The sequence below is a fragment of the Pseudomonas uvaldensis genome (assembly GCF_021271205.1).
Taxonomy (GTDB): Bacteria; Pseudomonadota; Gammaproteobacteria; order Pseudomonadales; family Pseudomonadaceae; genus Aquipseudomonas; species Aquipseudomonas uvaldensis.
Genome location: NZ_JAIWKS010000012.1, coordinates 88,459 through 111,964 on the forward strand (window position 1 = coordinate 88,459; position 23,506 = coordinate 111,964).

The window sequence follows — 23,506 nt, forward strand, 5'->3', positions numbered from 1 at the left end:
GGCTTGCTCGCGAAAGCGGTGTGTCAGCTGAAAATTCATGACTGACACGACGTTTTCGCGAGCAAGCCCGCTCCCACAGGGACGGTGCGACAACGTAGCGTTCGAAAACCCGCCGCATGGCCCTTGCAGCCTGGCGCCGCTTGCTGCACAGTCGCGACCTTTTTGTCCGGTGGCTTTCCATCGCTGTGCTTTGAGGTAACGATGATAAATGCAGTAATTGCCGCGGTTGGCGTCATGCTGGTACTCAGCCTGTCCCGCGTGCATGTGGTGATCGCGCTGATTATCGGCGCGTTGGTGGGTGGCCTGACCGGTGGCCTGGGCATCGAGGCGACGCTCAAGGCGTTCAACGCCGGCCTGGGCGGTGGGGCGACGGTGGCGTTGTCCTATGCGTTGCTCGGCGCGTTCGCGGTGGCGATTGCCAAGTCCGGCATGGCCCATGCCTTGGCCGACAAGGCCCTGGCCATGGTGGATCGCCAGGACGCCGCCGGTGGTTCCGGTGTGAAGTGGGTGCTGATCGGCTTGTTGGGCAGCGTCGCCGTCGCTTCCCAGAACATCCTGCCGATCCACATCGCCTTCATCCCGCTGTTGGTACCGCCGCTTCTGTATGTGCTGACCAAGCTCCAGCTCGACCGCCGGCTGATCGCCTGCGTCATGACCTTCGGCCTGATCACCCCCTACATGTTCCTGCCGGTGGGCTTCGGCAACATCTTCCTCAATGAAATTCTGCTGGCCAACATCGCCCGCAGCGGCGTGGATGTCAGCGGCATCAACGTCACCCACGCCATGGGCATCCCCGCGCTGGGCATGGTGTTCGGCCTGCTGCTGTCGTTCTTCAGCTACCGCAGGAAGCGGGTCTACGATCTGAAGAAAATCGCCCGGGTCGAGCAGGTGGCAGTGCGCTATAACCCGATGAGCCTGATGGTGGCCGGGCTTGCAGTGGTGGCGGCGTTCGCAGTGCAACTGTTGGTGGATTCGATGATTATCGGTGCCCTGGTCGGCTTCCTGATCTTTTCGCTGTCAGGCGTGGTGCGCTGGCGCGAGACCGACGATCTGTTCACCGAAGGCATGAAGATGATGGCGATGATCGGCTTTATCATGATCGCCGCCTCGGGTTTCGCCGAAGTGATGAAGGCCACCGGTGAAGTCCAGAGCCTGGTGGAAGCATCTGCAGGCTGGATCGGCCATAACAAGGGCATCGGCGCGCTGCTGATGCTGCTGGTGGGGCTGCTGGTGACCATGGGCATCGGCTCGTCGTTTTCCACGGTACCGATCCTGGCGACGATTTTCGTACCGCTGTGCCTGCAATTGGGGTTCAGCCCGCTGGCCATCGTCTGCATCGTCGGTACGGCGGGTGCTCTCGGCGATGCCGGCTCGCCGGCCTCGGATTCGACCCTGGGCCCGACCTCCGGCCTGAACATCGACGGCCAGCACAACCATATCTGGGACACTGTGGTGCCGACCTTCATCCACTACAACCTGCCGCTGCTGGCGTTTGGTTGGGTGGCGGCGATGGTGCTGTAGCCTCAAGACCGAGTCGCCTCAATCGCGAGCAGGCTCGCTCCCACAGGGAATTGCATTCCAATGGGGGAGCGAGCCTGCTCGCGAAGGGGCCGCCCAGATCAACCCTTCCCTAAGCCCCTGCTCACCTTGTCCTACAGTTTTGCCATGCGATGCCGTTAATACAGCTAACCACGCCAATAACACCTACAAGAGTGAACAGCATGCGCCTGAGCCTGAAGGCTAAAGTCCTGTCCCTGGCAATACTCCCGGTATTGCTGTCCGCTGCGATCATCAGCCTGACCACGGCATTCATCCTGAAGGAACAGGCCGCCAACGAGGTCCGGCAGACCCGTGAGCGCCTGCTCGCCGAGGCCAAGGCCACGCTGCAGAATTACGTGGCGGTGGGCCTGACCGCCATCAGGCCGCTGTACGATGCCGCCGCGCCCGGCGATAACGCCGCGCGAGCCCAGGCGATCAAACTGCTGTCGAACGTCAGCTACGGCAAGGACGGCTATTTCTTCGGCTACGACTCCGAAACCGTGCGCCTGTTCAAGGCCAACAGCCCCGATGGCGTTGGCAAGAGCTTCAAGGACAACCGCGACCCGAACGGTGTCTACGTCAACCGTGATCTGGTGAAGGTCGCCAAGGACGGGACCCATTACCTCGAATACAGCTCGCCACTGCCCAACAGCAAGGACCTGGTGCCCAAGCTCGGCTACACCGAATACCTGCCCAAATGGGACATGGCAGTGGGCAGCTCGGTCAACCTGGACGGCATCGAAGCCCAGGTTGCCCTGGTGGAAGCCAAGGTCCATGAGCGTGTGCAAGGGGTGATATTGAGCATTGTCGGCATAGCCGCCGTCGTGTTGCTGGTGATTGCGGTGGTGGGGCTGCTGCTGGCCAACACCATCCTGCGACCGCTGCACCTGATGAAAGACAACCTCGATGACATCGCAGCGGGTGAGGGCGACCTGACCCGGCGACTGGCCATAACCAGCCAGGACGAGCTCGGTCAACTGGCCGGTTCGTTCAACCGCTTTGTCGACAAGATTCACAGCCTGGTACGGCAGATCACTGACATGACGTCGCAATTGACCGGGTTGGTGACTCAGGTATCCGAACAGGCCCAGCGCTCCGAGCAGGCCATGGAACGGCAGCGCCACGAAACCGACCAGGTCGCCACGGCGATCAACCAGATGTCCTCGGCCGCACAGGAAGTGGCTCGCAGCGCCCAGGGCGCTGCTGTCGCGGCCCAGCAGACCGATGAAGAGGGTCAGTCCGCCAAGCGCGTCGTGGCCGGCAGCATCCAGCAGATTCATGCGCTGGTAGAGGATATCCGCAGCAGCGGCGTGTCCCTGGACAGTCTGCAACAGGACGTGGCCTCGATTGTCAGCGTACTGGGCGTGATTCGTTCGATTGCCGAGCAGACCAACCTGCTGGCCCTCAACGCCGCCATCGAAGCCGCACGGGCCGGGGAGGCCGGGCGCGGCTTTGCGGTGGTGGCCGATGAAGTACGGGCCTTGGCCAGTCGGACCCAGCAGAGCACCCAGGAAATCCAGGGCATGATCGACCGCCTGCAATCGGGTACCCATGCCGCCGTGGAAGCGATGCGCCGCTCCAGTGAGGCCGGCGATGGGACGTCGGTGCGGGCCAACGAGGCGGGGGCGTCCCTGGACACCATGGCGCAGCTTATTGGCACCATCAACTCCATGAACGCCCAGATCGCCAGCGCCGCCGAGGAGCAAACCGCCGTGGCCGAGGAAATCAACCGCAGTGTGCACCAGATCGCCGTGGCGGTGGACACCGTCGCCGACGAAACCCAACTCGGCGCCCAGACCTCCCGCAGCCTGAACGAGCTGGGCCAGCGCCTGGGCAAACTCGTGGGTCAGTTCCGGATCTGATCCCCAGGAGCTGCCGAAGGCTGCGGTCTTTCGCTCTCGATCCAGATGCAACGCCTGGGCAACCGGGCCCTATCGGGAGAGGAGGACCGCAGCCTTCGGCAGTTTCTCCGATCAAAAGGTCAATGCATGCTCTTGTGGGAGCGGGCTTGCTCGCGAAAGCGGGGGCTCAGGCAATCCATTTTCTTCTGCCCCCGCATTCGCGAGCAAGCCCGCTCCCACAAGAGACGGCGGCGCCCCTAAGCCTGGCGCACATCCCGCATCAACAACCCGAACCGCAAATCCACCGCATCCGGAATCGGCACGTACACCACATGCCCGTCTCCCGGGGCGACGTCGATGCGTTGGCCTTTGACGTCCTGCAATTGATGCAGGTCGAAGTGGAAGTTGCCCTTGGGTGTCATCAGTTCCAGGTGGTCGCCGACTTCGAAGCGGTTCTTGACCTTCACCTCGGCCAGGCGTTCGCGGCGCTCGCCGGTCAGTTCGCCGACGAACTGCTGGCGCTCCGACACTGAGCTGCCGTTCTGGTAGTTCTGATACTCATCATGTACATGCCGCCGCAGGAAGCCCTCGGTATAGCCGCGTTGGGCCAGCGACTCCAGGTCGGTCATCAGGCTGCGGTCGAATGCCCGACCGGCCACGGCGTCGTCGATGGCCCGGCGATACACCTGGGTGGTGCGGGCGCAATAAAAGTGCGACTTGGTCCGGCCTTCGATTTTCAGCGAGTGCACGCCCATGCGAGTCAGCCGCTCCACATGCTGCACCGCCCGCAGATCCTTGGCGTTCATGATGTAGGTGCCGTGTTCGTCCTCGAAGGCCGGCATGGATTCGTCCGGGCGGTTGGCTTCCTGAAGCAGAAACACCTGGTCCGTGGGTGCCCCGAGGCCCAGGGTGGGTTCGGGTTGATAGGTGTGCACGATATCGCCCGTCGCATTTTCCACCGCCGGTTGCGCCGAGTACTTCCAGCGACAGGCATTGGTGCAACTGCCCTGGTTGGCGTCGCGCCTGTTCAAATAACCCGACAGCAGGCAACGACCGGAATAGGCCATGCACAGCGCACCGTGGACGAACACTTCCAGTTCCATGGCCGGCACGTGTTCGCGAATTTCGGCGATTTCCTCCAGGGATAATTCCCGCGACAGGATGATCCGGCTCAGGCCTTGTTGCTGCCAGAACTCGACGCTCGCCCAGTTCACCGTATTGGCCTGCACCGACAGGTGGATAGGCATCTCGGGGAAATGCCGGCGAACCAGCATGATCAGCCCGGGATCGGACATGATCAGCGCATCCGGCGCCATGGCGATCACCGGTTCGAGGTCCTTGAGGAACGTGCGCAGCTTGGCGTTGTGCGGCGCAATGTTGACGACCACGTAGAATCGCTTGCCCATGGCCTGGGCCTCTTGGATGCCCAGGGCCAGATTGGCGTGGTCGAATTCATTGTTGCGCACCCGCAGGCTGTAACGCGGCTGGCCGGCGTACACCGCGTCGGCACCGTAGGCGAAGGCATAGCGCATGTTTTTCAGGGTGCCGGCGGGGGCGAGCAGTTCGGGGGCTACGAGGGGCATGGTGGCGTCGGATCGCAAAAAGCGGCGAGGGTAGGCCACGCACGGCCGGACGGTATTGACGCAGGTCAATGTCCGAAGGAGCAAACGCGACGGCACTCCGGCGAGTCCGGGCTGACTAAAGGTTATCCGGCCTTGTAGACATGGAAAGCTGATGAACCGAAAGATGCTGCAAAACAAATCCCAGATGCTGTTGCTTGCCCTGGTCACCATTGCCTTCATCTGGATCCTGCTGCCGTTCTACGGCGCGGTGTTCTGGGCGGTGATCCTGGGCATCGTCTTTGCGCCGATGCAGCGTCGCCTGCAACTCAAGTTCGGCTGGCCGCGCAACGTCACGTCGCTGTTCACTCTGAGCACCTGCGTGGTCATTGCGATCCTGCCGGTGATCGTCATCAGCACGCTGTTGGTGCAGGAAGGGGCGGCGCTGTACAAGAGTCTGGAGAGCGGAGAGCTGGATGTCGCCGATTACCTGGCCCGGTTCAAGGATGCCTTGCCACCGTACTTCCAGCATCTGCTTGACCGCTTCGGCCTGGGTAACCTGAGTGGGTTGCGGGACAAGATCGTCAAGAGTGCGATGCAGGGCAGCGAGTTCTTCGCCACCCAGGCCTTCAGCTTTGGCCAGGGTACGTTCCAGTTCCTGGTGAGCTTCTTTGTCATGCTCTATCTGTTGTTTTTCTTCCTGCGCGATGGCGCGGAGCTGGTACGCAAGGTGCGTACCGCCATCCCCTTGGCCGAACACCAGAAACGTCGCCTGCAATTGAAGTTCAATCGGGTGGTGCGAGCGACGGTCAAGGGCAACCTGCTGGTGGCCATCACCCAAGGGGCCCTGGGCGGATTGATTTTCTGGATCCTGGGAATTCCGACGGTACTGCCGTGGGCGGTGCTGATGGCGTTCCTGTCACTGCTGCCGGCCGTGGGGGCGGGCATCGTCTGGGCACCGGTGGCGGTCTATTTTCTGCTGTCGGGGGCGATCTGGCAGGGCGTCGTCTTGACGCTGTTCGGTGTATTCGTGATCGGGCTGGTGGACAACTTCCTGCGTCCGATTCTGGTGGGCAAGGACACCAAGATGCCTGACTACCTCGTGTTGGTCTCGACGCTGGGCGGCCTGGCGGTGTTCGGGTTGAACGGGTTCGTGATCGGGCCGCTGATTGCCGCGCTCTTCATCTCGTGCTGGGCGCTGTTTGTCGAGAGTGGGCCCAAGGTGAAGTTGCCTTAGGCGGTCAGGACATAAGGGCCGATACGTTGCGACAACGCCTGGGCGGCGGGCAGTGAAGTCAGCGGGCCGCTGATCGTCACGCCGTCCTGGACCAGATACCAACAGGCCAGCAGGCCACGTTCCCTGAGCGGGGCGGGGACGGCGCTGCCAACGACAGACATGATGTGAATCTTGGACATGAGAACCTCCATCAATCGATGGGGTTACCTTACGACTCAGCCGGCAGGACGAAAAATCAACAGCCTCGATAGTAGGAATCGACGCCGCTCAATCGACGACCTGATCGAGCATGTGCAGCACTTCCCGTTCGTTGAGCAGGCCTTTGCGCACCAGGTTTTCAGTCAACAGCGAAAGGAATTTGGCGCTGCGATGGCCTTCCAGTTGCTTGAGCTCGGTCAGCGCGTTGTACACCTTGCTCGAGGTGCACAGGCCGACGATGCGGTGGGGATTCTGCGTAGGCATACCTTCGTCCTTGTTGTTATAAGCTGCTGTTCATGGACAAGCGCCAGCTTGCGGCGGCGTCATGACACCCGCGTGACAGCTTGGGTTGCAGGAAAAGAAAGCAGGATTCAGACCATAATGCCTTTTTGGCGCCGGATTATTGTTCCGGTAGCGACATCGGGCAGGCTTAAATGGCCATGAGCCTGAGAATCGCCCACAAAAAAGCCCCTGAATCTTTCGATTCAAGGGCTTTTGTATTGCTATCTGGCTCCACGACCTGGACTCGAACCAGGGACCCAGTGATTAACAGTCACTTGCTCTACCAACTGAGCTATCGCGGAATGACGCGTATGTTACTGATTGGAAAAGAGAAGTCAAGCTTTGAGTGATGATTGGGGGATTGGAAGGCAGTGGGCGATCCTTTGCTCACTTGTTACCGCTTCACCCAGCCCCTGAGACGGGAAACGCACGAACCAATGTGGGAGCGAGCAGGCTCGCTCCCACAGGGTTTTTTCATTGAATCCCGTTATTCAGCGGGCTTCAGATGACCTGCACGATCGCCTTGGTCACCACGTCGATGTTGTTCTGGTTCAGCGCCGCCACACAGATGCGACCGGTATCCAAGGCGTAGATGCCGAACTCGTTGCGCAGGCGCGCCACTTGTTCGACGGTCAGGCCGGAGTAGGAGAACATCCCGCGCTGGCGTGCAACGAAGCTGAAGTCGCGGTGTGGTGCGGCCTTGGCGAGCAGGTCCACCATCTGGTTGCGCATGCCGCGGATCCGCAGGCGCATTTCGGCCAGTTCCGCTTCCCATTGGGCTCGCAGCTCAGGGCTGTTGAGCACGGCGGCCACGATGCTGGCGCCGTGGGTCGGCGGGTTGGAGTAGTTGGTGCGGATCACACGCTTGACCTGGGACAGCACGCGAGCACTTTCTTCTTTCGATTCGCTGACGATCGACAGGGCGCCAACGCGCTCGCCGTACAGGGAGAACGACTTGGAGAACGAGCTGGATGCGAAGAAGGTCAGGCCCGATTCGGCGAACAGGCGCACGGCCGCCGCGTCTTCGTCGATACCGTCGCCAAAACCCTGGTAGGCCATGTCCAGGAACGGAACATGGTTCTTGGCCTTGACCACCGCCAGCACGTTTTTCCAGTCTTCCGGGCTCAGGTCCACGCCGGTCGGGTTGTGGCAGCAGGCGTGCAGCACGACGATGGAGCGGTCGGGCAGGGCGTTGAGGTCTTCCAGCAGGCCAGTGCGGTTCACGTCATGGGTGGCCGCGTCGTAGTAGCGGTAGTTCTGCACCGGGAAACCGGCGGTTTCGAACAGGGCGCGGTGATTTTCCCAGCTTGGGTCGCTGATGGCCACGACGGCGTCGGGCAGCAGTTGCTTGAGGAAGTCGGCGCCGATCTTCAGCGCGCCGGTGCCACCCACGGCCTGGGTGGTGATGACGCGGCCGGCGGCGATCAGCGGAGAGTCCTTGCCGAACAGCAGGGTCTGGACCGCCTGGTCGTAGGCGGCGATGCCATCGATTGGCAGGTAGCCACGGGAAACGTGCTGGGCCACGCGAATCGTTTCGGCTTCGACCACGGCGCGCAGGAGTGGAATGCGCCCCTCCTCGTTGCAGTAAACACCCACGCCCAGGTTGACCTTATTGGTACGGGTGTCGGCGTTGAATGCTTCGTTGAGGCCCAGGATGGGGTCGCGGGGTGCCAATTCGACAGCGGAAAACAGGCTCATTATTGCGCGGCTCTGAATGGAGTATGAGGGGACGTGTCGCGCTCCAGCCGAATGCACTAGAGCGGTGCACAAACGGGGAGCTAGTATAGAGGCCATCACCGGGCACGGCGACAGGCGATTCGGCATTTACGGTAAGTATTTTCGATTTTTTTCGACCGTTAGTCCTGTCGCAGCGTCAAAGAGTCCAAGGCGTGTAGGACGTTCGTCTTGAAAGCGAAGGCATTCACCTCCACATTGTCTGCATTCCAGCTTTTTCCTCGGACGACATCAGTCGTTTCGGTCTTCCTCGTTCCTGTCGCCTGGCCGACAGGAGTGAACCCAGAGGTTATGTCATGTCTGAATTCCAGCTCGTCACCCGATTCAAGCCCGCCGGCGACCAGCCGGAGGCCATCCGCCTGATGGTCGAAGGTATCGAGGCGGGGCTTTCCCACCAGACGCTGCTGGGTGTGACCGGCTCGGGCAAGACCTTCAGCATCGCCAACGTGATCGCCCAGGTGCAGCGTCCGACTCTGGTACTGGCGCCGAACAAGACCCTGGCGGCGCAGTTGTACGGTGAGTTCAAGGCGTTTTTCCCCAACAACGCGGTGGAGTATTTCGTTTCTTACTACGACTACTACCAGCCTGAAGCCTATGTGCCGTCCTCGGACACCTTCATCGAGAAGGATGCCTCGATCAATGACCACATCGAACAGATGCGGCTCTCGGCCACCAAGGCGTTGCTCGAGCGCAAGGACGCGATCATCGTCACCACCGTGTCATGCATCTACGGCCTCGGCAGCCCGGAGACGTACCTGAAGATGGTGTTGCACGTCGACCGAGGCGACAAGCTCGACCAGCGCGCCTTGCTGCGCCGCCTGGCGGACCTGCAATACACCCGCAACGACATGGATTTCGCCCGGGCGACGTTCCGGGTCCGGGGTGATGTAATCGATATCTACCCGGCGGAATCTGACCTGGAGGCGATTCGCATCGAGCTGTTCGACGATGAGGTGGAGAGCATCTCGGCGTTCGATCCGCTGACCGGGGAGGTGATCCGCAAGCTGCCGCGCTTCACCTTCTATCCCAAGAGTCACTACGTGACGCCACGGGAAACCCTGCTGGACGCCATCGAGGGCATCAAGGCCGAGCTGCAGGAGCGCCTGGAATACCTGCGCTCGAACAACAAGCTGGTGGAAGCCCAGCGCCTGGAACAGCGAACCCGTTTCGACCTGGAGATGATCCTGGAACTGGGCTACTGCAACGGCATCGAAAACTACTCGCGCTACCTGTCGGGCCGCCCGGCGGGCGCGCCACCGCCCACCTTGTACGATTACCTGCCGGCCGATGCCTTGCTGGTGATCGACGAGTCCCATGTCAGCGTGCCTCAGGTCGGCGCGATGTACAAAGGCGACCGCTCGCGCAAGGAAACCCTGGTGGAATACGGGTTCCGCCTGCCCTCGGCACTGGATAACCGGCCGATGCGCTTCGACGAATGGGAGGCCGTCAGTCCGCAGACGATCTTTGTCTCGGCCACCCCCGGCAACTACGAAGCCGAGCATGCCGGCCGTGTAGTCGAGCAGGTGGTGCGGCCGACCGGGCTGGTTGACCCGCAGGTGGAGGTGCGTCCGGCACTGACCCAAGTGGACGACTTGCTCTCGGAAATCAACAAGCGCGTGGCGGTGGAGGAGCGGGTATTGGTCACGACGCTGACCAAGCGCATGGCCGAAGACCTCACCGACTACCTGGCCGACCATGGCGTGCGGGTGCGTTACCTGCACTCGGACATCGACACGGTGGAGCGGGTCGAGATTATCCGGGACCTGCGTCTGGGCACCTTCGACGTGCTGGTGGGCATCAACTTGCTGCGCGAAGGCCTGGACATGCCGGAGGTGTCGCTGGTGGCGATTCTCGACGCCGACAAGGAGGGTTTCCTGCGCTCCGAACGTTCGCTGATCCAGACCATCGGCCGTGCGGCGCGTAACCTCAACGGTCGGGCGATCCTGTATGCCGACAACATCACCGGCTCCATGGAACGGGCTATCGGTGAGACGGAGCGCCGTCGTGAGAAACAGATTGCGTTCAACCTGGCGAACGGCATCACGCCCAAAGGGGTGTTCAAGGACGTTGCCGATATCATGGAAGGCGCCACCGTGCCGGGCTCTCGTAGCAAAAAGCGCAAGGGCATGGCCAAGGCCGCCGAAGAAAGCGCCCGCTACGAGGCCGAACTGCGCTCGCCCAGCGAAATCACCAAGCGGATCCGGCAATTGGAAGAAAAAATGTACCAGTTGGCCCGGGACCTGGAGTTCGAGGCGGCGGCGCAGTTGCGCGACGAGATTGGGAAGTTGCGGGAGCGGTTGCTCACTGTCTGAGTCTTTTGTTGCCTGTCAGGGCCCTATCGCGAGCAGGCTCGCTCCCACATTGGACTTGTGGCGTTCACAAATCCCCTGTGGGAGCGAGCCTGCTCGCGATTGAGGGCGACTCGGTCCAAAGGTCGGCTATACAAATCCCCCTCTGACTGGAGCCCGCCCACCATCGCCTGTTACCATTCGCCCCCTGTTTCACCTTCGCTTTTATCTTCTTTTTGAGACATGCCATGACCACCGTCCGCACCCGCATCGCGCCTTCGCCCACTGGCGATCCCCATGTCGGCACCGCCTACATCGCCTTGTTCAACTATTGCTTTGCCAAGCAGCACGGCGGTGAGTTCATCCTGCGGATCGAAGACACCGATCAGTTGCGCTCGACCCGTGAGTCCGAGCAGCAGATTTTCGACGCCTTGCGCTGGTTGGGCATCGACTGGAGCGAAGGTCCGGATGTCGGCGGCCCGCACGGCCCGTACCGCCAGAGCGAGCGTGGTGACATCTACAAGCAGTATTGCCAGCAGTTGGTGGACATGGGGCATGCGTTCCCGTGTTTCTGCACCGCCGAGGAGCTGGACCAGATGCGCGCCGAGCAGATCGCCCGTGGCGAAACCCCGCGCTACGACGGCCGTGCGCTGCTGCTGTCCAAGGAAGAAGTCGCCCGTCGCCTGGCGGCCGGCGAGCCCCATGTCATTCGCATGAAAGTGCCGAGTGAAGGCGTCTGCGTGGTGCCGGACATGTTGCGCGGCGATGTCGAGATCCCGTGGGATCGCATGGACATGCAGGTGCTGATGAAAACCGATGGCCTGCCGACGTACTTCCTCGCCAACGTGGTCGACGATCACCTGATGGGCATCACCCACGTGTTGCGGGGCGAGGAATGGCTGCCATCGGCGCCGAAACTGATCCTGCTCTACGAGTACTTCGGTTGGGAACAGCCGCAGTTGTGCTACATGCCGCTGCTGCGTAACCCGGACAAGAGCAAGCTGTCCAAGCGCAAGAACCCCACCTCGGTGACCTTCTACGAGCGCATGGGCTTCATGCCCGAGGCGATGCTCAACTACCTCGGCCGCATGGGCTGGTCGATGCCCGACGAGCGTGAGAAGTTCTCGTTGCAGGAAATGGTCGAGCATTTCGACCTGTCGCGCGTCTCCCTGGGAGGCCCGATCTTCGACATCGAGAAACTGTCATGGCTCAACGGCCAGTGGCTGCGGGACCTGCCGGTGGAAGAGTTCGCCGCTCGCGTGCAGAAGTGGGCATTCAACCCCGAGTACATGATGAAAATCGCGCCCCATGTGCAGGGCAGGGTAGAAACCTTCAGCCAGATCGCCCCGCTGGCCGGTTTCTTTTTCGCTGGTGGCGTGACGCCGGATGTGAAGTTGTTCGAATCCAAGAAGCTCTCGGGCGATCAGGTGCGTCAGTTGATGCAACTGATCCTGTGGAAGCTCGAAAGTCTGCGCCAGTGGGACAAGGACAGCATCACCGCGACCATCCAGGCCGTGGTCGAGTCTCTGGAGTTGAAATTGCGCGATGCCATGCCGCTGATGTTCGCCGCCATTACCGGCCAGGCCAGCTCGGTATCGGTGCTCGACGCGATGGAAATCCTCGGGCCGGATCTGACCCGTTTCCGTCTGCGCCAGGCCATCGATCTGCTCGGTGGCGTGTCGAAGAAGGAAAACAAGGAGTGGGAAAAACTGCTGGGCGCGATTGCTTAAGCGGTCGATGAGGCAGGGCACACCCCGGTTTTCCGGGGTTTGTCGGTAAGTGATTGTTATCCCGGCAAAAAATTTTCAAATTTGTTGAAAATAAATTTGACAGCCCTCCGATACGCCCTTAAGATTCGCCCCGTCCTCAGCGATGAGGGGCTATAGCTCAGCTGGGAGAGCGCTTGCATGGCATGCAAGAGGTCGACGGTTCGATCCCGTCTAGCTCCACCAATTTACACTTCAAGGTCTGGCCACACCGACCTTGAAGGGATCAACACTCAGCGTTGATCAGTTGTTAGAAGGGTTTGCGTCCCCTTCGTCTAGTGGCCTAGGACACCGCCCTTTCACGGCGGTAACAGGGGTTCGAGTCCCCTAGGGGACGCCAGTTTTACAGAAGCGATATTGCAATATGTCGCTCCGCCGCAAGGCGAAAAATTCGGGGCTATAGCTCAGCTGGGAGAGCGCTTGCATGGCATGCAAGAGGTCGACGGTTCGATCCCGTCTAGCTCCACCAATCGACAGGTTCAAGGTCTGGCCACACCGGCCTTGAATCGATCAGTTCTCAGTGCTGATCAAGCAAGAAGGTTTGTGTCCCCTTCGTCTAGTGGCCTAGGACACCGCCCTTTCACGGCGGTAACAGGGGTTCGAGTCCCCTAGGGGACGCCACGATTACCCGCTCTGCGGGATTTTTAAGGGTCATTCAATCATTGAATGGCCCTTTTGTTTTTCTGGCGTTCAGCCAATTTTCAATCTCAATAAAATGATGCTTCTGACGGGCGGTCCGTGATTTCGCTTGCAGAAATTTATTATGCGAATAATATTTCAGTCGTAATATTTGGAGGCAGCGATGAGCGATAAAAAGGCACAGACCCGTGAACGCATTATCAAGGCCGCCAGCGACGCGCTGATTCAGCGTGGCCCGGCCGAGCCGAGCGTGGGCGAGGTGATGGGCGCGGCCGGGCTGACGGTCGGCGGCTTTTATGCCCATTTTGAAAGCAAGGACGCCTTGATGCTGGAGGCGTTCAAGCAATTGCTCAGTCGGCGTCGCGGTTTGATCGCCGACATGGATGCCGAACTGACCGGTGAAGAGCGGCGTGCTCTGGTGGCCGCGTTCTATCTGTCGCGAAAGCACCGGGACTCCACTGAGAATGCCTGCCCGATCCCCGCATCGATCGGAGAGCTCGGGCGGCTGCCGGACCCTTTCCGTGAAGTGCTCAATGAGCACATCGAGCTGATGACCGCACAGTTGGCGGCCAGCCCGGAGGACGCCGACAAAGCCCTGGCCGATATCGCCTTGATGGTCGGCGGCCTGGCCCTGGCGCGGGCGTTGGGGCCGGGAGATTTATCGGATCGTTTATTGCGTGCGGCCAAATCGGCGGTGCGCTGAGCACAGACGCAGTTCTGGAGATGAGCGATGGACAGGTTGAGCTGGATTCGCGGCGTCAATGGCACGCTTGGCCGGGTAGCCCCGCGCCTGGTGGCGAAGAAAATGCGGACGCTGTTCATGCGACCACGAAATCTGCCGCCACGGGACTGGGAACTGCCCTTGCTGGCGAGTTCCGAGCGCGTCACCTTGCGCTTCGGTCTTTCTGCTTTGTGCTGGGGCAAGGGGCCGACCGTTTTGCTGATGCACGGTTGGGAAGGGCGGCCCACGCAATTCGCTGCGCTGATCACCGCGCTGGTGGACGCCGGATATACGGTGGTGGCCCTGGACGGGCCGGCCCATGGCCGCTCTCCCGGTCGCGAGGCGAATGTTCTGCTGTTCGCCCGGGCCATGCTGGAAGCCGCGGCTGAGCTGCCGCCATTGCAGGCAGTGATCGGGCATTCCATGGGCGGCGCCAGCGCCATGCTCGCGGTCCAGTTGGGCTTGCGCACCGAGACGCTGGTCAGCATTGCGGCGCCGGCGCGCATCCTTGGGGTGTTGCGTGGTTTCGCCCGGATGATGGGGTTGCCGCCCAAGGCGCGCTCGGCGTTCATTCGTCAGGTAGAAAATGATGTGGGCATGCCGGCTTCGAAGATGGATGTCGCGCACTATCAATTGGACGTGCCAGGGCTGATCGTCCATGCCGAGGATGACACATCGGTTTCGGTCACGGAGTCGCAACTGATCCACGAAGCCTGGTTCGACAGTCGCCTGCTGCGGCTGCCAGCGGGTGGGCACCAGCGGGTGCTGGCCGATCCTCGCGTCATCGAAGGCGTGTTATCACTGCTGGCCGGGCGTAACCTGCAAGCGCGGCAATCGGCCTGAGTGTGCGAGCAAGGCTGGCCCGGGTCCCGCAGGGATCGGATACACTGCCTCGATCATATTCGACCGGGAGAGGGGCATGGGCTGGGATCGGGCAACACCGTTCATCATTGATCTTCAGGTAAACCCCGAAGATATCGACGGGCTGGGCCACGCCAACAACGCGGTCTATGTCACTTGGCTTGAGCGCTGTGCCTGGCGTCATTCCCAGCGGCTGGGACTGGATCTGGCGGAATACCGGCGACTGGACCGGGCCATGGCGGTAGTGCGTCATGAAGTCGACTATCTGGCTGCTGCCTACGAAGGGGACGAGTTGCAACTGGCAACCTGGATCGTCGATTGGGACCAGCGATTGAAGATGACCCGGCATTTCCAACTGATTCGTCCCAGCGACAACACCACCTTGCTGCGTGCCCAGACCACCTTCGTCTGCATCGAACTTTCCACCGGCAGGCCCAAGCGCATGCCGCCGGAATTCGTTGAGGGTTATGGTGCGGCCATACCCACGGCAGCGTTGTCATGAGTCGAACCCCTGTGGGAGCGAGGCTTGCCCGCGATAGCATCGCCTCGGTATCAGAATAAACCGAGGTGTCTGCATCGCGGGCAAGCCTCGCTCCCACAGGATTGGGGGAAAATCCGGTAAACTGCCGCACGTTTTTTCGTTGAGTGCGTTTTCCCATGCAAATTGCCCTGGCGCCCATGGAGGGGTTGGTCGACAACATCCTGCGGGACGTCCTGACTCGCGTTGGCGGTATCGACTGGTGCGTGACCGAGTTTATCCGCGTCAATGACCGCCTGCTCACGCCGGCCTACTTCCATAAGCTTGCCCCGGAGCTGCTGACCCATGCGCGGACCGCTGCCGGCGTGCCGTTGCGGGTGCAACTGCTGGGTTCGGACCCGGTGTGCCTGGCGGAGAACGCCGTGCTGGCTTGTGAGCTGGGCGCGGAAGTGATCGACCTGAACTTCGGCTGTCCGGCCAAGACCGTGAACAAGTCCAGAGGCGGGGCGGTGCTGCTCAAGGAGCCGGAGTTGTTGAACGAGATCGTCGAGCATGTGCGTCGCGCGGTGCCCGGCCATATTCCGGTCACCGCCAAGATGCGCCTGGGGTTCGATAGCCCGGACGGCGCGCTGGTCTGCGCCACGGCCCTGGCCGAAGGTGGCGCCGCGCACATCGTGGTGCATGCGCGGACCAAGACCGACGGTTACAAGCCGCCGGCGCACTGGGAATGGATCCCGCGGGTCCAGGAAGTGGTCAAGGTGCCGGTGTTCGCCAATGGCGACATCTGGAGCGTGGAGGATTGGCGCCGTTGCCGTGAAATCAGTGGCGTCGAGGACATCATGCTCGGTCGCGGTCTTGTTTCCCGTCCCGATCTGGCCCGGCAGATCGCCGCGGCCCGGGCTGGCGAGGAAGTGATCGAGATGTCCTGGGCCGAGCTGCAACCGATGCTCCAGGACTTCTGGATGCAAGTGGTCGAGCAATTGACTCCGCGCCAGGCCCCCGGTCGGCTGAAGCAGTGGCTGGCGATGCTGACGCGCAATTATCCCGAAGCGGTTGTGCTGTTCAGCGCGTTACGACGGGAAACCGACCTGGATGCGGTGGGCCATTTGTTGGGAGTGCAGCGCACCGAAGCGGCCTGAAAAAAAATTCGAAAAAAGCTCTTGAAAAGTATTTGGCGGACCCTAGATAGGGGGTACGCGATGCCGAATTCGGGTCGCGGAGACAAAAAACCTTGCTGAACTTTTCAGGAGATTTGAATCATGAGTACTGCATTCTCGCTGGCCCCTCTGTTCCGTTCCTCGGTGGGCTTCGACCGTTTCAACGACCTGTTCGAAACCGCCTTGCGTAACGAACCGGGCAGCAGCTATCCACCTTACAACGTGGAAAAACATGGCGATGACGAATACCGCATCGTGGTCGCCGCCGCCGGGTTCCGGGAAGAAGACCTGGACCTGCAGGTGGAAAAAGGTGTGCTGACCATCAGCGGCGGCAAGCGCGAGGCCAGCAACGACAGCGTGACTTTCCTGCACCAGGGCATCGCCCAGCGTGCGTTCAAACTGTCCTTCCGGTTGGCCGATCATATCGAAATCAAGTCCGCCGGCCTGAGCAACGGTCTGTTGAGCATCGACCTGTTGCGGGTGATTCCGGAAGAGGCGAAAGCCAAGCGCATCCCGATCAACGGTGCGCAGCAACAACCCGCGCTGCAGAACTGATGCATCGCCACTGAAAAAGGGCGCCGGAAGGCGCCCTTTTTCATGCTCATCGCTTACGGCAACAACCGCTCGAACGCTTCCAACGGCAACGGCCGGCTGTGCAGGTAGCCTTGGTACAAATGGCAATCGAGCCCCTGCAGGAACTGTAACTGTTCCAGGGTTTCCACACCTTCGGCAATCATCTCTAGATTCAGGCTGCGGGCCATGGCGACGATGGCGCGGATGATTTCGGCGTCGTTGGGGTCGCTGGTGGCATCGCGCACGAATGACTGGTCGATTTTCAGCGTGTCCACCGGCAGGCGCTTGAGGTAGGTCAGTGATGAATAGCCGGTGCCAAAGTCATCCATGGCAAAGCTCACTCCCAGTTTCTTGAGGCGGCGCATCTTGCCGATGGTGTCGTCCAGGTTCTGGATCACGATGCCTTCGGTGATTTCAAGCTTGAGCATGGAGCAGGGCAGGCCGTGGATGGCAAGACTGGTTTCAATACGTTCGACAAAATCGCTCTGGCGGAATTGTCGCGGGCTGATATTCACGCACAGGCTGAAGCGCCGGGGATCGACCTTGCCCTTGGCGATCAGTTGCCTGAAGCCGTCGCAGGCCTCGTCGAGGATCCAGGTGCCGACTTCCAGGATCAGTCCGCTGTCTTCCAGGACCTTGATGAACTCGTTGGGCGACTGGGCGCCCAGTTCCGGGTGATGCCAGCGCACCAGGGTTTCGGCCCCGATGATGCGGTTGTCCCGGGCATCGACCTGAGGCTGGAAATGTACGCTGAACTCGCCACGGGCCAGGGCCTGGCGCAGGTCTGTCTCCATGCGCAGCCGTTCGCTGGCGGCTTTTTGCATCGTGGCCTGGAACATCTGCGAAGTGTTGCGTCCCGAATCCTTGGCGCGGTAGAGCGCGATGTCGGCGCGCTTGAGCAGGTCGGCGGGCGTGGTGCCATGGTCGGGGATCAACGCCATGCCGATGCTCGGTGTGACTTGTAGCCGCTGGCCATCAAGGGACATCGGTTCGGAGAGCAACTCGCGCAAGGTGTCGGCCAGCTTCTGTACCTGTTCGCTGACTTCAGCGCGAGTGCCTTCCAGGCCGCTGAGCAGCACCACGAATTCGTCGCCACCCAGTCGCGCGACGGTGTCTTCCTGGCGCACGCTGGCTTCAAGGCGGGCAGTGATGATCTTCAATACCGTGTCGCCCACCGGGTGGCCAAGGGAGTCGTTGATGTGCTTGAAATGATCCAGGTCCAGGAACAGCAGCGCGCCCCGCAGGTCATGGCGTTTGAGCAGGGCGATCTGCTGGCTCAGCCGGTCCATCAACAGGGCGCGGTTGGGCAGGTTGGTCAGCGGGTCGTGATAGGCCAGGTGGCGGATCTGTGCTTCGGCGTTGCGCAACAGGCTCACGTCCCGGGCCGTCAGCAACAGGCAGGCCGTTTCATTGAGCGTGATGGGCTCCACCGAGACTTCCACGGTGAGCATCTCGCCGCGCTTGTTGCGCCCGAGCATTTCCAGATGATGGACGCGACCCTTGAGTTGCAGTTCGGCCAACAACGCCGTGCGTTGCTTGGTTTCCGCCCAGATACCCACCTCATACACCGTATGGCCGATCACTTCGTCGGCACGGTAGCCGGTCAGGCGACAGAAACCATCGTTGACCTCAAGGTAGCGGCCGCTGTCGCGTTCGGTGATGGTGATGGCGTCGGGGCTGGAGTGGAACGCCTTGGCGAATTTCTCTTCACTGGCCTTCAGGGCTGCTTCGGAGCGTTGCTGCTGGGTGATGTCCCGCAGGGTGGTGACGATGCAGGGCTGGTTGCCGACATTGATCTGTCGGCTGGAGATCACGCAGGTCAACGGATAGCCGGATTTATGGTGCACGACAATGGCGACGTTGCTCAGCGACTGCTCGCGGATCACTCGTTCGATGCGTTGCAGGCTGCTGCCCGAGGCGTCCCATAGACCGATTTCGTCGGCGGTTCGGCCAATGACTTCGCTGGCGACCCAGCCGAAGGTCTGGGTGAAGCTGGAGTTGATCTCCAGGAACCGACCGCTGTCATGGTGGGTGACACAGATCGGGTCGGGGCTCACTTGGAACAGTGTGGCGAATTTCTCTTCCGACGCCGCCAGGCTCTGTTCACGCTCCACCTGGTCGGTAATGTCCAGCAGGGTTCCGGCCATGCGCAGGGGGCTGCCGTCTTCGTTGCGATAGAGGCGGGCGCGGCTTTCCAGGTAGCGGGAGCTGCCATCCGGTAGCTGTACGCGGTAGGTCAGCTGGTAGTTGCCGGCCGGGCCCTCGCGCAGGCTGCGGTAGGCGTTGCGCATGTTGTTGCGTTCATTGTCCGGCACGCCCTCGAAAAACGCATCGAAGGATTCATGGAAGGGCTTGGGCTCCAGGCCGTGCAGCTGGGCGGCCCGGGCCGAGCCGTAGAGCATGCCGCTGGGGATGTGCCAGTCCCAGGTACCCAGCTGTGCCGAGTCGAGCGCCAGGTCCAGGCGTTCCTGGCTGTCCTTGAGCGCCTGTTCGGCCAGTTTGCGTTCGGTGGTGTCGAGGAAGGTGCTCAACAGGTAGGGCTGGCCTTCGAGCTCGACTTTCTGCGCGCTGAGTATGCCGTTGTGAATCTGGCCGTTGCTGGCCCGGAACTCCACTTCCATGCTGACCAGCTCGCCCTTGGCCTTGGTCGCTTCCACCAGCCTGGCTCGTTGGCTGGGGTCGACCCACAAACCCAGTTCCAGAGTGGTCCGTCCGATCACGTCATGCACCGGCCAGCCGAACAGGCTTTCGAAATACTGGTTGGCTTCGCTGATCAGTCCATCTTCCTGGCGGGTCAGCAAGACCATGTTCGGGCAGAGATGGAAGAGCGTGGCGAAACGTTTTTCGGAGCTGCGCAGGGCCTGTTCGCGCTCGCGCTGGTGGGTGATTTCGCGGATCACGCCGATCATGCGCGGACGACCGTGCTTGTCGGGCAATACGCTGCCATTGATCTCCAGCCAATGCAGGCTGCCATCGGGCCAGACGATGCGGTGGTGCATGGCCTGTTCCAATGGCGCGCCAGCCACGGCCGCGTGGAACGCCCGGATCGCCTTGGCCCGGTCTTCGGGCAGCAATAGGTCGAGGTACTCAACGTCCGTTGGCAGCGGCTGGCGCGGATCGAAGCCGAACAGCGCCTGGGTACCCCGGGACCAACTGATCTTCCCGGTCTCGATATCCCACGACCACGCCCCCAGGTGCGCGCCGTTCAGGGCGGCCAGCAGCTGCGGTGCGCTGTCCCAGCTTTGCTCGGACCGCTTGGGGTCAAGCGCCTGGATGCGTGGCAAGGGCGGGGTATGGTCGGCAGGGTTGGGCATTATCTAGCGAGCCTTGGGCAGTTGGGCGTTAAGCACAGGCATTCGGCACCAGAGGAGTAGCACAACCTATGCCTGGGTCCCTGGCAGATCGATTTGTGCGTCCAGTAGGGCCATGAAAGCCCGAGCAGCGTTCGACAGCGTCCGTTCGGTGTGCAGGATATAGCCTAGCTGGCGACTGAGCTGTATGCCCGGTAAAGGAATGCGCGCTACCTGATCGTCAAGCATAGTGCGTGGCAGGACGCTCCACGCGAGGCCGATGGAAACCATCATTTTTATGGTTTCCAGATAATTCGTGCTCATGGCGATGTTTGGCGTCAGGCCCTGGGCCTCGAACAGGCGCTGGACGATGTGATGGGTAAAGGTATTGCCACCTGGAAATACCGCCGGGTGCAGCGCAATGTCCGCCAGGCTCACGGTGGGGTTCTCCAGTAACGCATGCTCTGGCGCCACCACGAAGTCCAGAGGGTCGTCCCACACCGGCATGGCGCGCATCAGGGCATGCGGCTCCGGGGCGAGGGTGATGATCGCCAGTTCCGCCCGGCCATGAAGGATTTCTTCGTAGGCGACTTCCGAATCCAGAAACTGGATATCCAGCGCCACCTGCGGGTAACGACGGGTGAATTCGCGCAGCAGAGGCGGCAGGCGATGCAGGCCGATGTGGTGGCTGGTGGCGAGCGTCAGCCGTCCGGTGACTTCGCCGGTCAGGTTGGTCAGGGCACGACGGGTGTCGTCCAACACGTTGAGGATCTGATAGGCCCGTGGCAGCAGCGCCCGGCCAGCCTCGGTCAGGCCTATCTCGCGGCCCAGCCGGTCGAACAGACGTACGTTGAGCTGCTGTTCCAGGCCGGCGATCCGCTTGCTGACCGCCGGTTGGGTCAGGTGCAGGCGTTCACCGGCACCCGAGAAACTGCCCGTCTCGGCAATGGCGATGAAGGCGTTGAGGTTCGCAAGGTCCATGGCCGTCTCGATGGGATTCCTGTGAGTTATGCAAAGCATGAAAAATATGAATTTGAGTTATTTAATGTAGCCTCTTACCATCAGCCTCACAAGCCAAAGGGTTATTGATTCAATAAAAGCCCAGGCATAGAACCAAATAGAAACAAGCTGATGAGGAAACCGTCCAATGGCCGGCAAAACGCTCTACGACAAGCTCTGGGACTCGCATTTGGTCAAACAGCGCGACGATGGCTCGGCGCTGATCTATATCGATCGTCACATCATCCACGAAGTGACCTCGCCGCAGGCCTTTGAAGGCCTGCGCCTGGCCGGGCGCAAGCCATGGCGCATCGACGCCAACATCGCGACCCCGGACCACAACGTCCCGACCACGCCGGAGCGCAAGGGCGGCATCGAAGCCATCGTCGATCAGGTCTCGCGTCTCCAGGTTCAGACCCTCGATGACAACTGTGACGAATACGGCATTGTCGAATTCAAGATGAACGACGTGCGCCAGGGCATCGTCCACGTTATCGGCCCGGAGCAGGGCGCGACCTTGCCCGGCATGACCGTGGTGTGTGGCGACTCCCACACCTCCACCCACGGCGCATTCGGTGCGCTGGCCCATGGCATCGGCACTTCCGAAGTCGAGCACGTGCTCGCCACCCAGTGCCTGGTGGCCAAGAAAATGAAGAACATGCTGGTGCGCGTCGAGGGCAAGCTGCCATTCGGCGTGACTGCCAAGGACATCGTCCTGGCCGTGATCGGCAAAATCGGTACCGCCGGCGGTAACGGCCATGCCATCGAGTTCGCCGGCAGCGCGATTCGTGACCTGTCCGTCGAAGGCCGCATGACCATCTGCAACATGTCCATCGAGGCCGGCGCCCGCGTCGGGCTGGTGGCGGCCGATGAAAAGACCATCGAATACGTCAAAGGTCGCCCGTTCGCCCCGAAAGGCGCCGAATGGGACAAGGCGGTCGAAGCCTGGAAAGACCTGGTGTCCGATCCCGACGCAACCTTCGATACCGTGGTCGAGCTCGACGCCGCGCAGATCAAACCGCAAGTCAGCTGGGGCACGTCTCCGGAGATGGTGTTGGCGGTGGATCAGAACGTCCCGGATCCGGCCAAGGAAATGGACCTGGTCAAGCGCGACTCTATTGTCCGCGCCCTGAAATACATGGGCTTGAGCGCCAACCAGGCGATCACCGACATTCAACTGGACCGCGTATTCATCGGCTCCTGCACCAACTCGCGGATCGAAGACCTGCGCGCTGCGGCGGTGATTGCCAAGGGGCGCAAGGTGGCCTCGACCATCAAGCAGGCCATCGTGGTGCCGGGCTCAGGGCTGGTGAAAGCCCAGGCGGAAGCGGAAGGGCTGGACAAGATCTTCCTCGAAGCCGGTTTCGAATGGCGCGAGCCAGGCTGCTCGATGTGCCTGGCGATGAACCCGGATCGCCTGGAGTCGGGCGAGCATTGTGCGTCCACCTCCAACCGTAACTTCGAGGGGCGTCAAGGCGCCGGTGGCCGTACGCACCTGGTCAGCCCGGCCATGGCCGCGGCTGCCGCTGTCAACGGCCGTTTCGTCGACGTTCGTGAATTGATCTGAAGGAGCGCAGCATGAAAGCTTTTACCCAGCACACTGGTCTTGTCGCGCCTCTGGATCGTGCCAACGTCGACACCGACCAGATCATTCCCAAGCAATTCTTGAAATCCATCAAGCGCACCGGTTTCGGTCCGAACCTGTTCGACGAGTGGCGCTACCTGGACGTGGGCCAGCCGTACCAGGACAACTCCAAGCGCCCGCTGAACAAGGACTTCGTTCTCAACGCCGAGCGCTACCAGGGCGCCAGCGTGTTGCTCGCCCGCGAGAACTTCGGTTGCGGCTCGAGCCGCGAACACGCGCCGTGGGCGCTGGAAGAGTACGGTTTCCGCAGCATCATCGCGCCGAGCTATGCCGATATCTTCTTCAACAACAGCTTCAAGAACGGCTTGCTGCCGATCATTCTGAGCGATGCGCAAGTGGACGAGTTGTTCCAGCAGGTCGAGGCCAATCCGGGCTATCAACTGCAGATCGATCTTCAGGCCCAGACCGTGACCCGCCCCGACGGCAAGGTGTTGAGTTTCGAGATCGATGCGTTCCGCAAGCACTGCCTGCTCAATGGGTTGGACGATATCGGCCTGACCCTGCAGGACAGCGACGCGATTGCGGCGTTTGAGGCCAAGCATCGGGCGAGCCAGCCTTGGTTGTTTCGTGATGCTTGATTTTGCGTAAGGCGTAATGATGCCATCGCGAGCAGGCTCGCTCCCACATTGGGTTTGCGGCGTTCACAAGAACCCTGTGGGAGCGAGCCTGCTCGCGATGAGGCCAGCCCAGACAACACAA

At 61.3% G+C, this 23,506-nt stretch carries 18 protein-coding genes and 5 tRNA genes; 16 read left to right on the forward strand and 7 right to left on the reverse strand.

The genetic code is table 11. The features are described 5' to 3' along the window. Nucleotides 1-204 precede the first annotated feature (204 nt). Both LCU97_RS22985 and LCU97_RS22990 read left to right on the forward strand, forming a co-directional pair. Nucleotides 205-1,521 carry a Na+/H+ antiporter family protein gene (locus tag LCU97_RS22985; protein ID WP_232777898.1) on the forward strand — a complete coding sequence of 439 codons (1,317 nt, stop codon included), beginning with the start codon at nucleotides 205-207 and terminating at the stop codon, nucleotides 1,519-1,521. Between the two features lie 200 nt (nucleotides 1,522-1,721). Beyond that, a complete protein-coding gene (locus LCU97_RS22990; RefSeq protein WP_053154805.1) occupies nucleotides 1,722-3,401 on the forward strand; it encodes a methyl-accepting chemotaxis protein in 1,680 nt (559 codons plus the stop codon). 236 nt (nucleotides 3,402-3,637) lie between these two features. Here LCU97_RS22990 and trhP read toward each other — a convergent pair whose 3' ends face one another. Then, nucleotides 3,638-4,963, reverse strand: a complete 1,326-nt coding sequence (gene trhP / locus LCU97_RS22995; protein ID WP_053155387.1) for a prephenate-dependent tRNA uridine(34) hydroxylase TrhP — start codon at nucleotides 4,961-4,963, stop codon at nucleotides 3,638-3,640. Nucleotides 4,964-5,114: 151 nt separating this feature from the next. On the opposite strand from trhP, the gene LCU97_RS23000 reads away from it, so the two are divergent. Then, on the forward strand, nucleotides 5,115-6,176 hold the full coding sequence (locus LCU97_RS23000; protein WP_053154802.1) for an AI-2E family transporter: 1,062 nt from the start codon (nucleotides 5,115-5,117) through the stop codon (nucleotides 6,174-6,176). Here LCU97_RS23000 and LCU97_RS23005 read toward each other — a convergent pair. The 4 genes from LCU97_RS23005 to LCU97_RS23020 form a co-directional block, all read right to left on the reverse strand. Then, nucleotides 6,173-6,355 (reverse strand): hypothetical protein, encoded by a 183-nt coding sequence (locus LCU97_RS23005; RefSeq protein WP_053154799.1) that lies wholly within the window; start codon nucleotides 6,353-6,355, stop codon nucleotides 6,173-6,175. The genes LCU97_RS23000 and LCU97_RS23005 overlap by 4 nt on opposite strands. A gap of 88 nt (nucleotides 6,356-6,443) precedes the next feature. Beyond that, the gene (locus LCU97_RS23010; protein ID WP_053154796.1) at nucleotides 6,444-6,638 is read right to left on the reverse strand and encodes a hypothetical protein; all 195 of its coding nucleotides are present in this window, start codon (nucleotides 6,636-6,638) and stop codon (nucleotides 6,444-6,446) included. Between the two features lie 244 nt (nucleotides 6,639-6,882). Then, nucleotides 6,883-6,958 (reverse strand) — tRNA-Asn (locus tag LCU97_RS23015). A gap of 199 nt (nucleotides 6,959-7,157) precedes the next feature. After that, nucleotides 7,158-8,354 (reverse strand): amino acid aminotransferase, encoded by a 1,197-nt coding sequence (locus LCU97_RS23020; protein ID WP_053154793.1) that lies wholly within the window; start codon nucleotides 8,352-8,354, stop codon nucleotides 7,158-7,160. A 332-nt stretch (nucleotides 8,355-8,686) separates the two neighbouring features. On the opposite strand from LCU97_RS23020, the gene uvrB reads away from it, so the two are divergent. From uvrB to LCU97_RS23075, 11 genes are all read left to right on the forward strand, one after another. Continuing rightward, entirely contained in the window at nucleotides 8,687-10,702 is a 2,016-nt protein-coding gene (gene uvrB, locus LCU97_RS23025) for an excinuclease ABC subunit UvrB (RefSeq protein WP_053154790.1), read from the forward strand. A gap of 224 nt (nucleotides 10,703-10,926) precedes the next feature. After that, a complete protein-coding gene (gene gltX, locus LCU97_RS23030; RefSeq protein WP_053154787.1) occupies nucleotides 10,927-12,408 on the forward strand; it encodes a glutamate--tRNA ligase in 1,482 nt (493 codons plus the stop codon). Between the two features lie 146 nt (nucleotides 12,409-12,554). Next, a tRNA-Ala gene (locus LCU97_RS23035) sits at nucleotides 12,555-12,630 on the forward strand. A 78-nt stretch (nucleotides 12,631-12,708) separates the two neighbouring features. Beyond that, nucleotides 12,709-12,784: transfer RNA gene (locus LCU97_RS23040), tRNA-Glu, on the forward strand. A gap of 53 nt (nucleotides 12,785-12,837) precedes the next feature. Continuing rightward, nucleotides 12,838-12,913 (forward strand) — tRNA-Ala (locus LCU97_RS23045). Between the two features lie 76 nt (nucleotides 12,914-12,989). Continuing rightward, nucleotides 12,990-13,065: transfer RNA gene (locus LCU97_RS23050), tRNA-Glu, on the forward strand. Between the two features lie 181 nt (nucleotides 13,066-13,246). Next, a complete protein-coding gene (locus LCU97_RS23055) occupies nucleotides 13,247-13,786 on the forward strand; it encodes a TetR/AcrR family transcriptional regulator (protein ID WP_232777871.1) in 540 nt (179 codons plus the stop codon). Nucleotides 13,787-13,813: 27 nt separating this feature from the next. Next, nucleotides 13,814-14,647, forward strand: a complete 834-nt coding sequence (locus tag LCU97_RS23060; protein ID WP_232777872.1) for an alpha/beta fold hydrolase — start codon at nucleotides 13,814-13,816, stop codon at nucleotides 14,645-14,647. Between the two features lie 76 nt (nucleotides 14,648-14,723). After that, a complete protein-coding gene (locus tag LCU97_RS23065; RefSeq protein WP_053154778.1) occupies nucleotides 14,724-15,167 on the forward strand; it encodes an acyl-CoA thioesterase in 444 nt (147 codons plus the stop codon). A 155-nt stretch (nucleotides 15,168-15,322) separates the two neighbouring features. After that, entirely contained in the window at nucleotides 15,323-16,282 is a 960-nt protein-coding gene (locus LCU97_RS23070) for a tRNA dihydrouridine synthase (RefSeq protein ID WP_053154770.1), read from the forward strand. A 120-nt stretch (nucleotides 16,283-16,402) separates the two neighbouring features. After that, on the forward strand, nucleotides 16,403-16,855 hold the full coding sequence (locus tag LCU97_RS23075) for an Hsp20 family protein (protein ID WP_232777873.1): 453 nt from the start codon (nucleotides 16,403-16,405) through the stop codon (nucleotides 16,853-16,855). Nucleotides 16,856-16,908: 53 nt separating this feature from the next. Here LCU97_RS23075 and LCU97_RS23080 read toward each other — a convergent pair whose 3' ends face one another. After that, entirely contained in the window at nucleotides 16,909-20,187 is a 3,279-nt protein-coding gene (locus LCU97_RS23080; RefSeq protein WP_053154764.1) for an EAL domain-containing protein, read from the reverse strand. Nucleotides 20,188-20,253: 66 nt separating this feature from the next. Continuing rightward, nucleotides 20,254-21,144, reverse strand: a complete 891-nt coding sequence (locus LCU97_RS23085; RefSeq protein ID WP_053154761.1) for a LysR family transcriptional regulator — start codon at nucleotides 21,142-21,144, stop codon at nucleotides 20,254-20,256. Between the two features lie 166 nt (nucleotides 21,145-21,310). On the opposite strand from LCU97_RS23085, the gene leuC reads away from it, so the two are divergent. Beyond that, complete coding sequence (gene leuC / locus LCU97_RS23090; protein ID WP_053154758.1) at nucleotides 21,311-22,729, forward strand: 3-isopropylmalate dehydratase large subunit; 1,419 nt, start codon at nucleotides 21,311-21,313, stop codon at nucleotides 22,727-22,729. An 11-nt stretch (nucleotides 22,730-22,740) separates the two neighbouring features. After that, complete coding sequence (leuD, locus tag LCU97_RS23095) at nucleotides 22,741-23,385, forward strand: 3-isopropylmalate dehydratase small subunit (protein WP_053154756.1); 645 nt, start codon at nucleotides 22,741-22,743, stop codon at nucleotides 23,383-23,385. The last annotated feature ends 121 nt before the right edge of the window (nucleotides 23,386-23,506 follow it).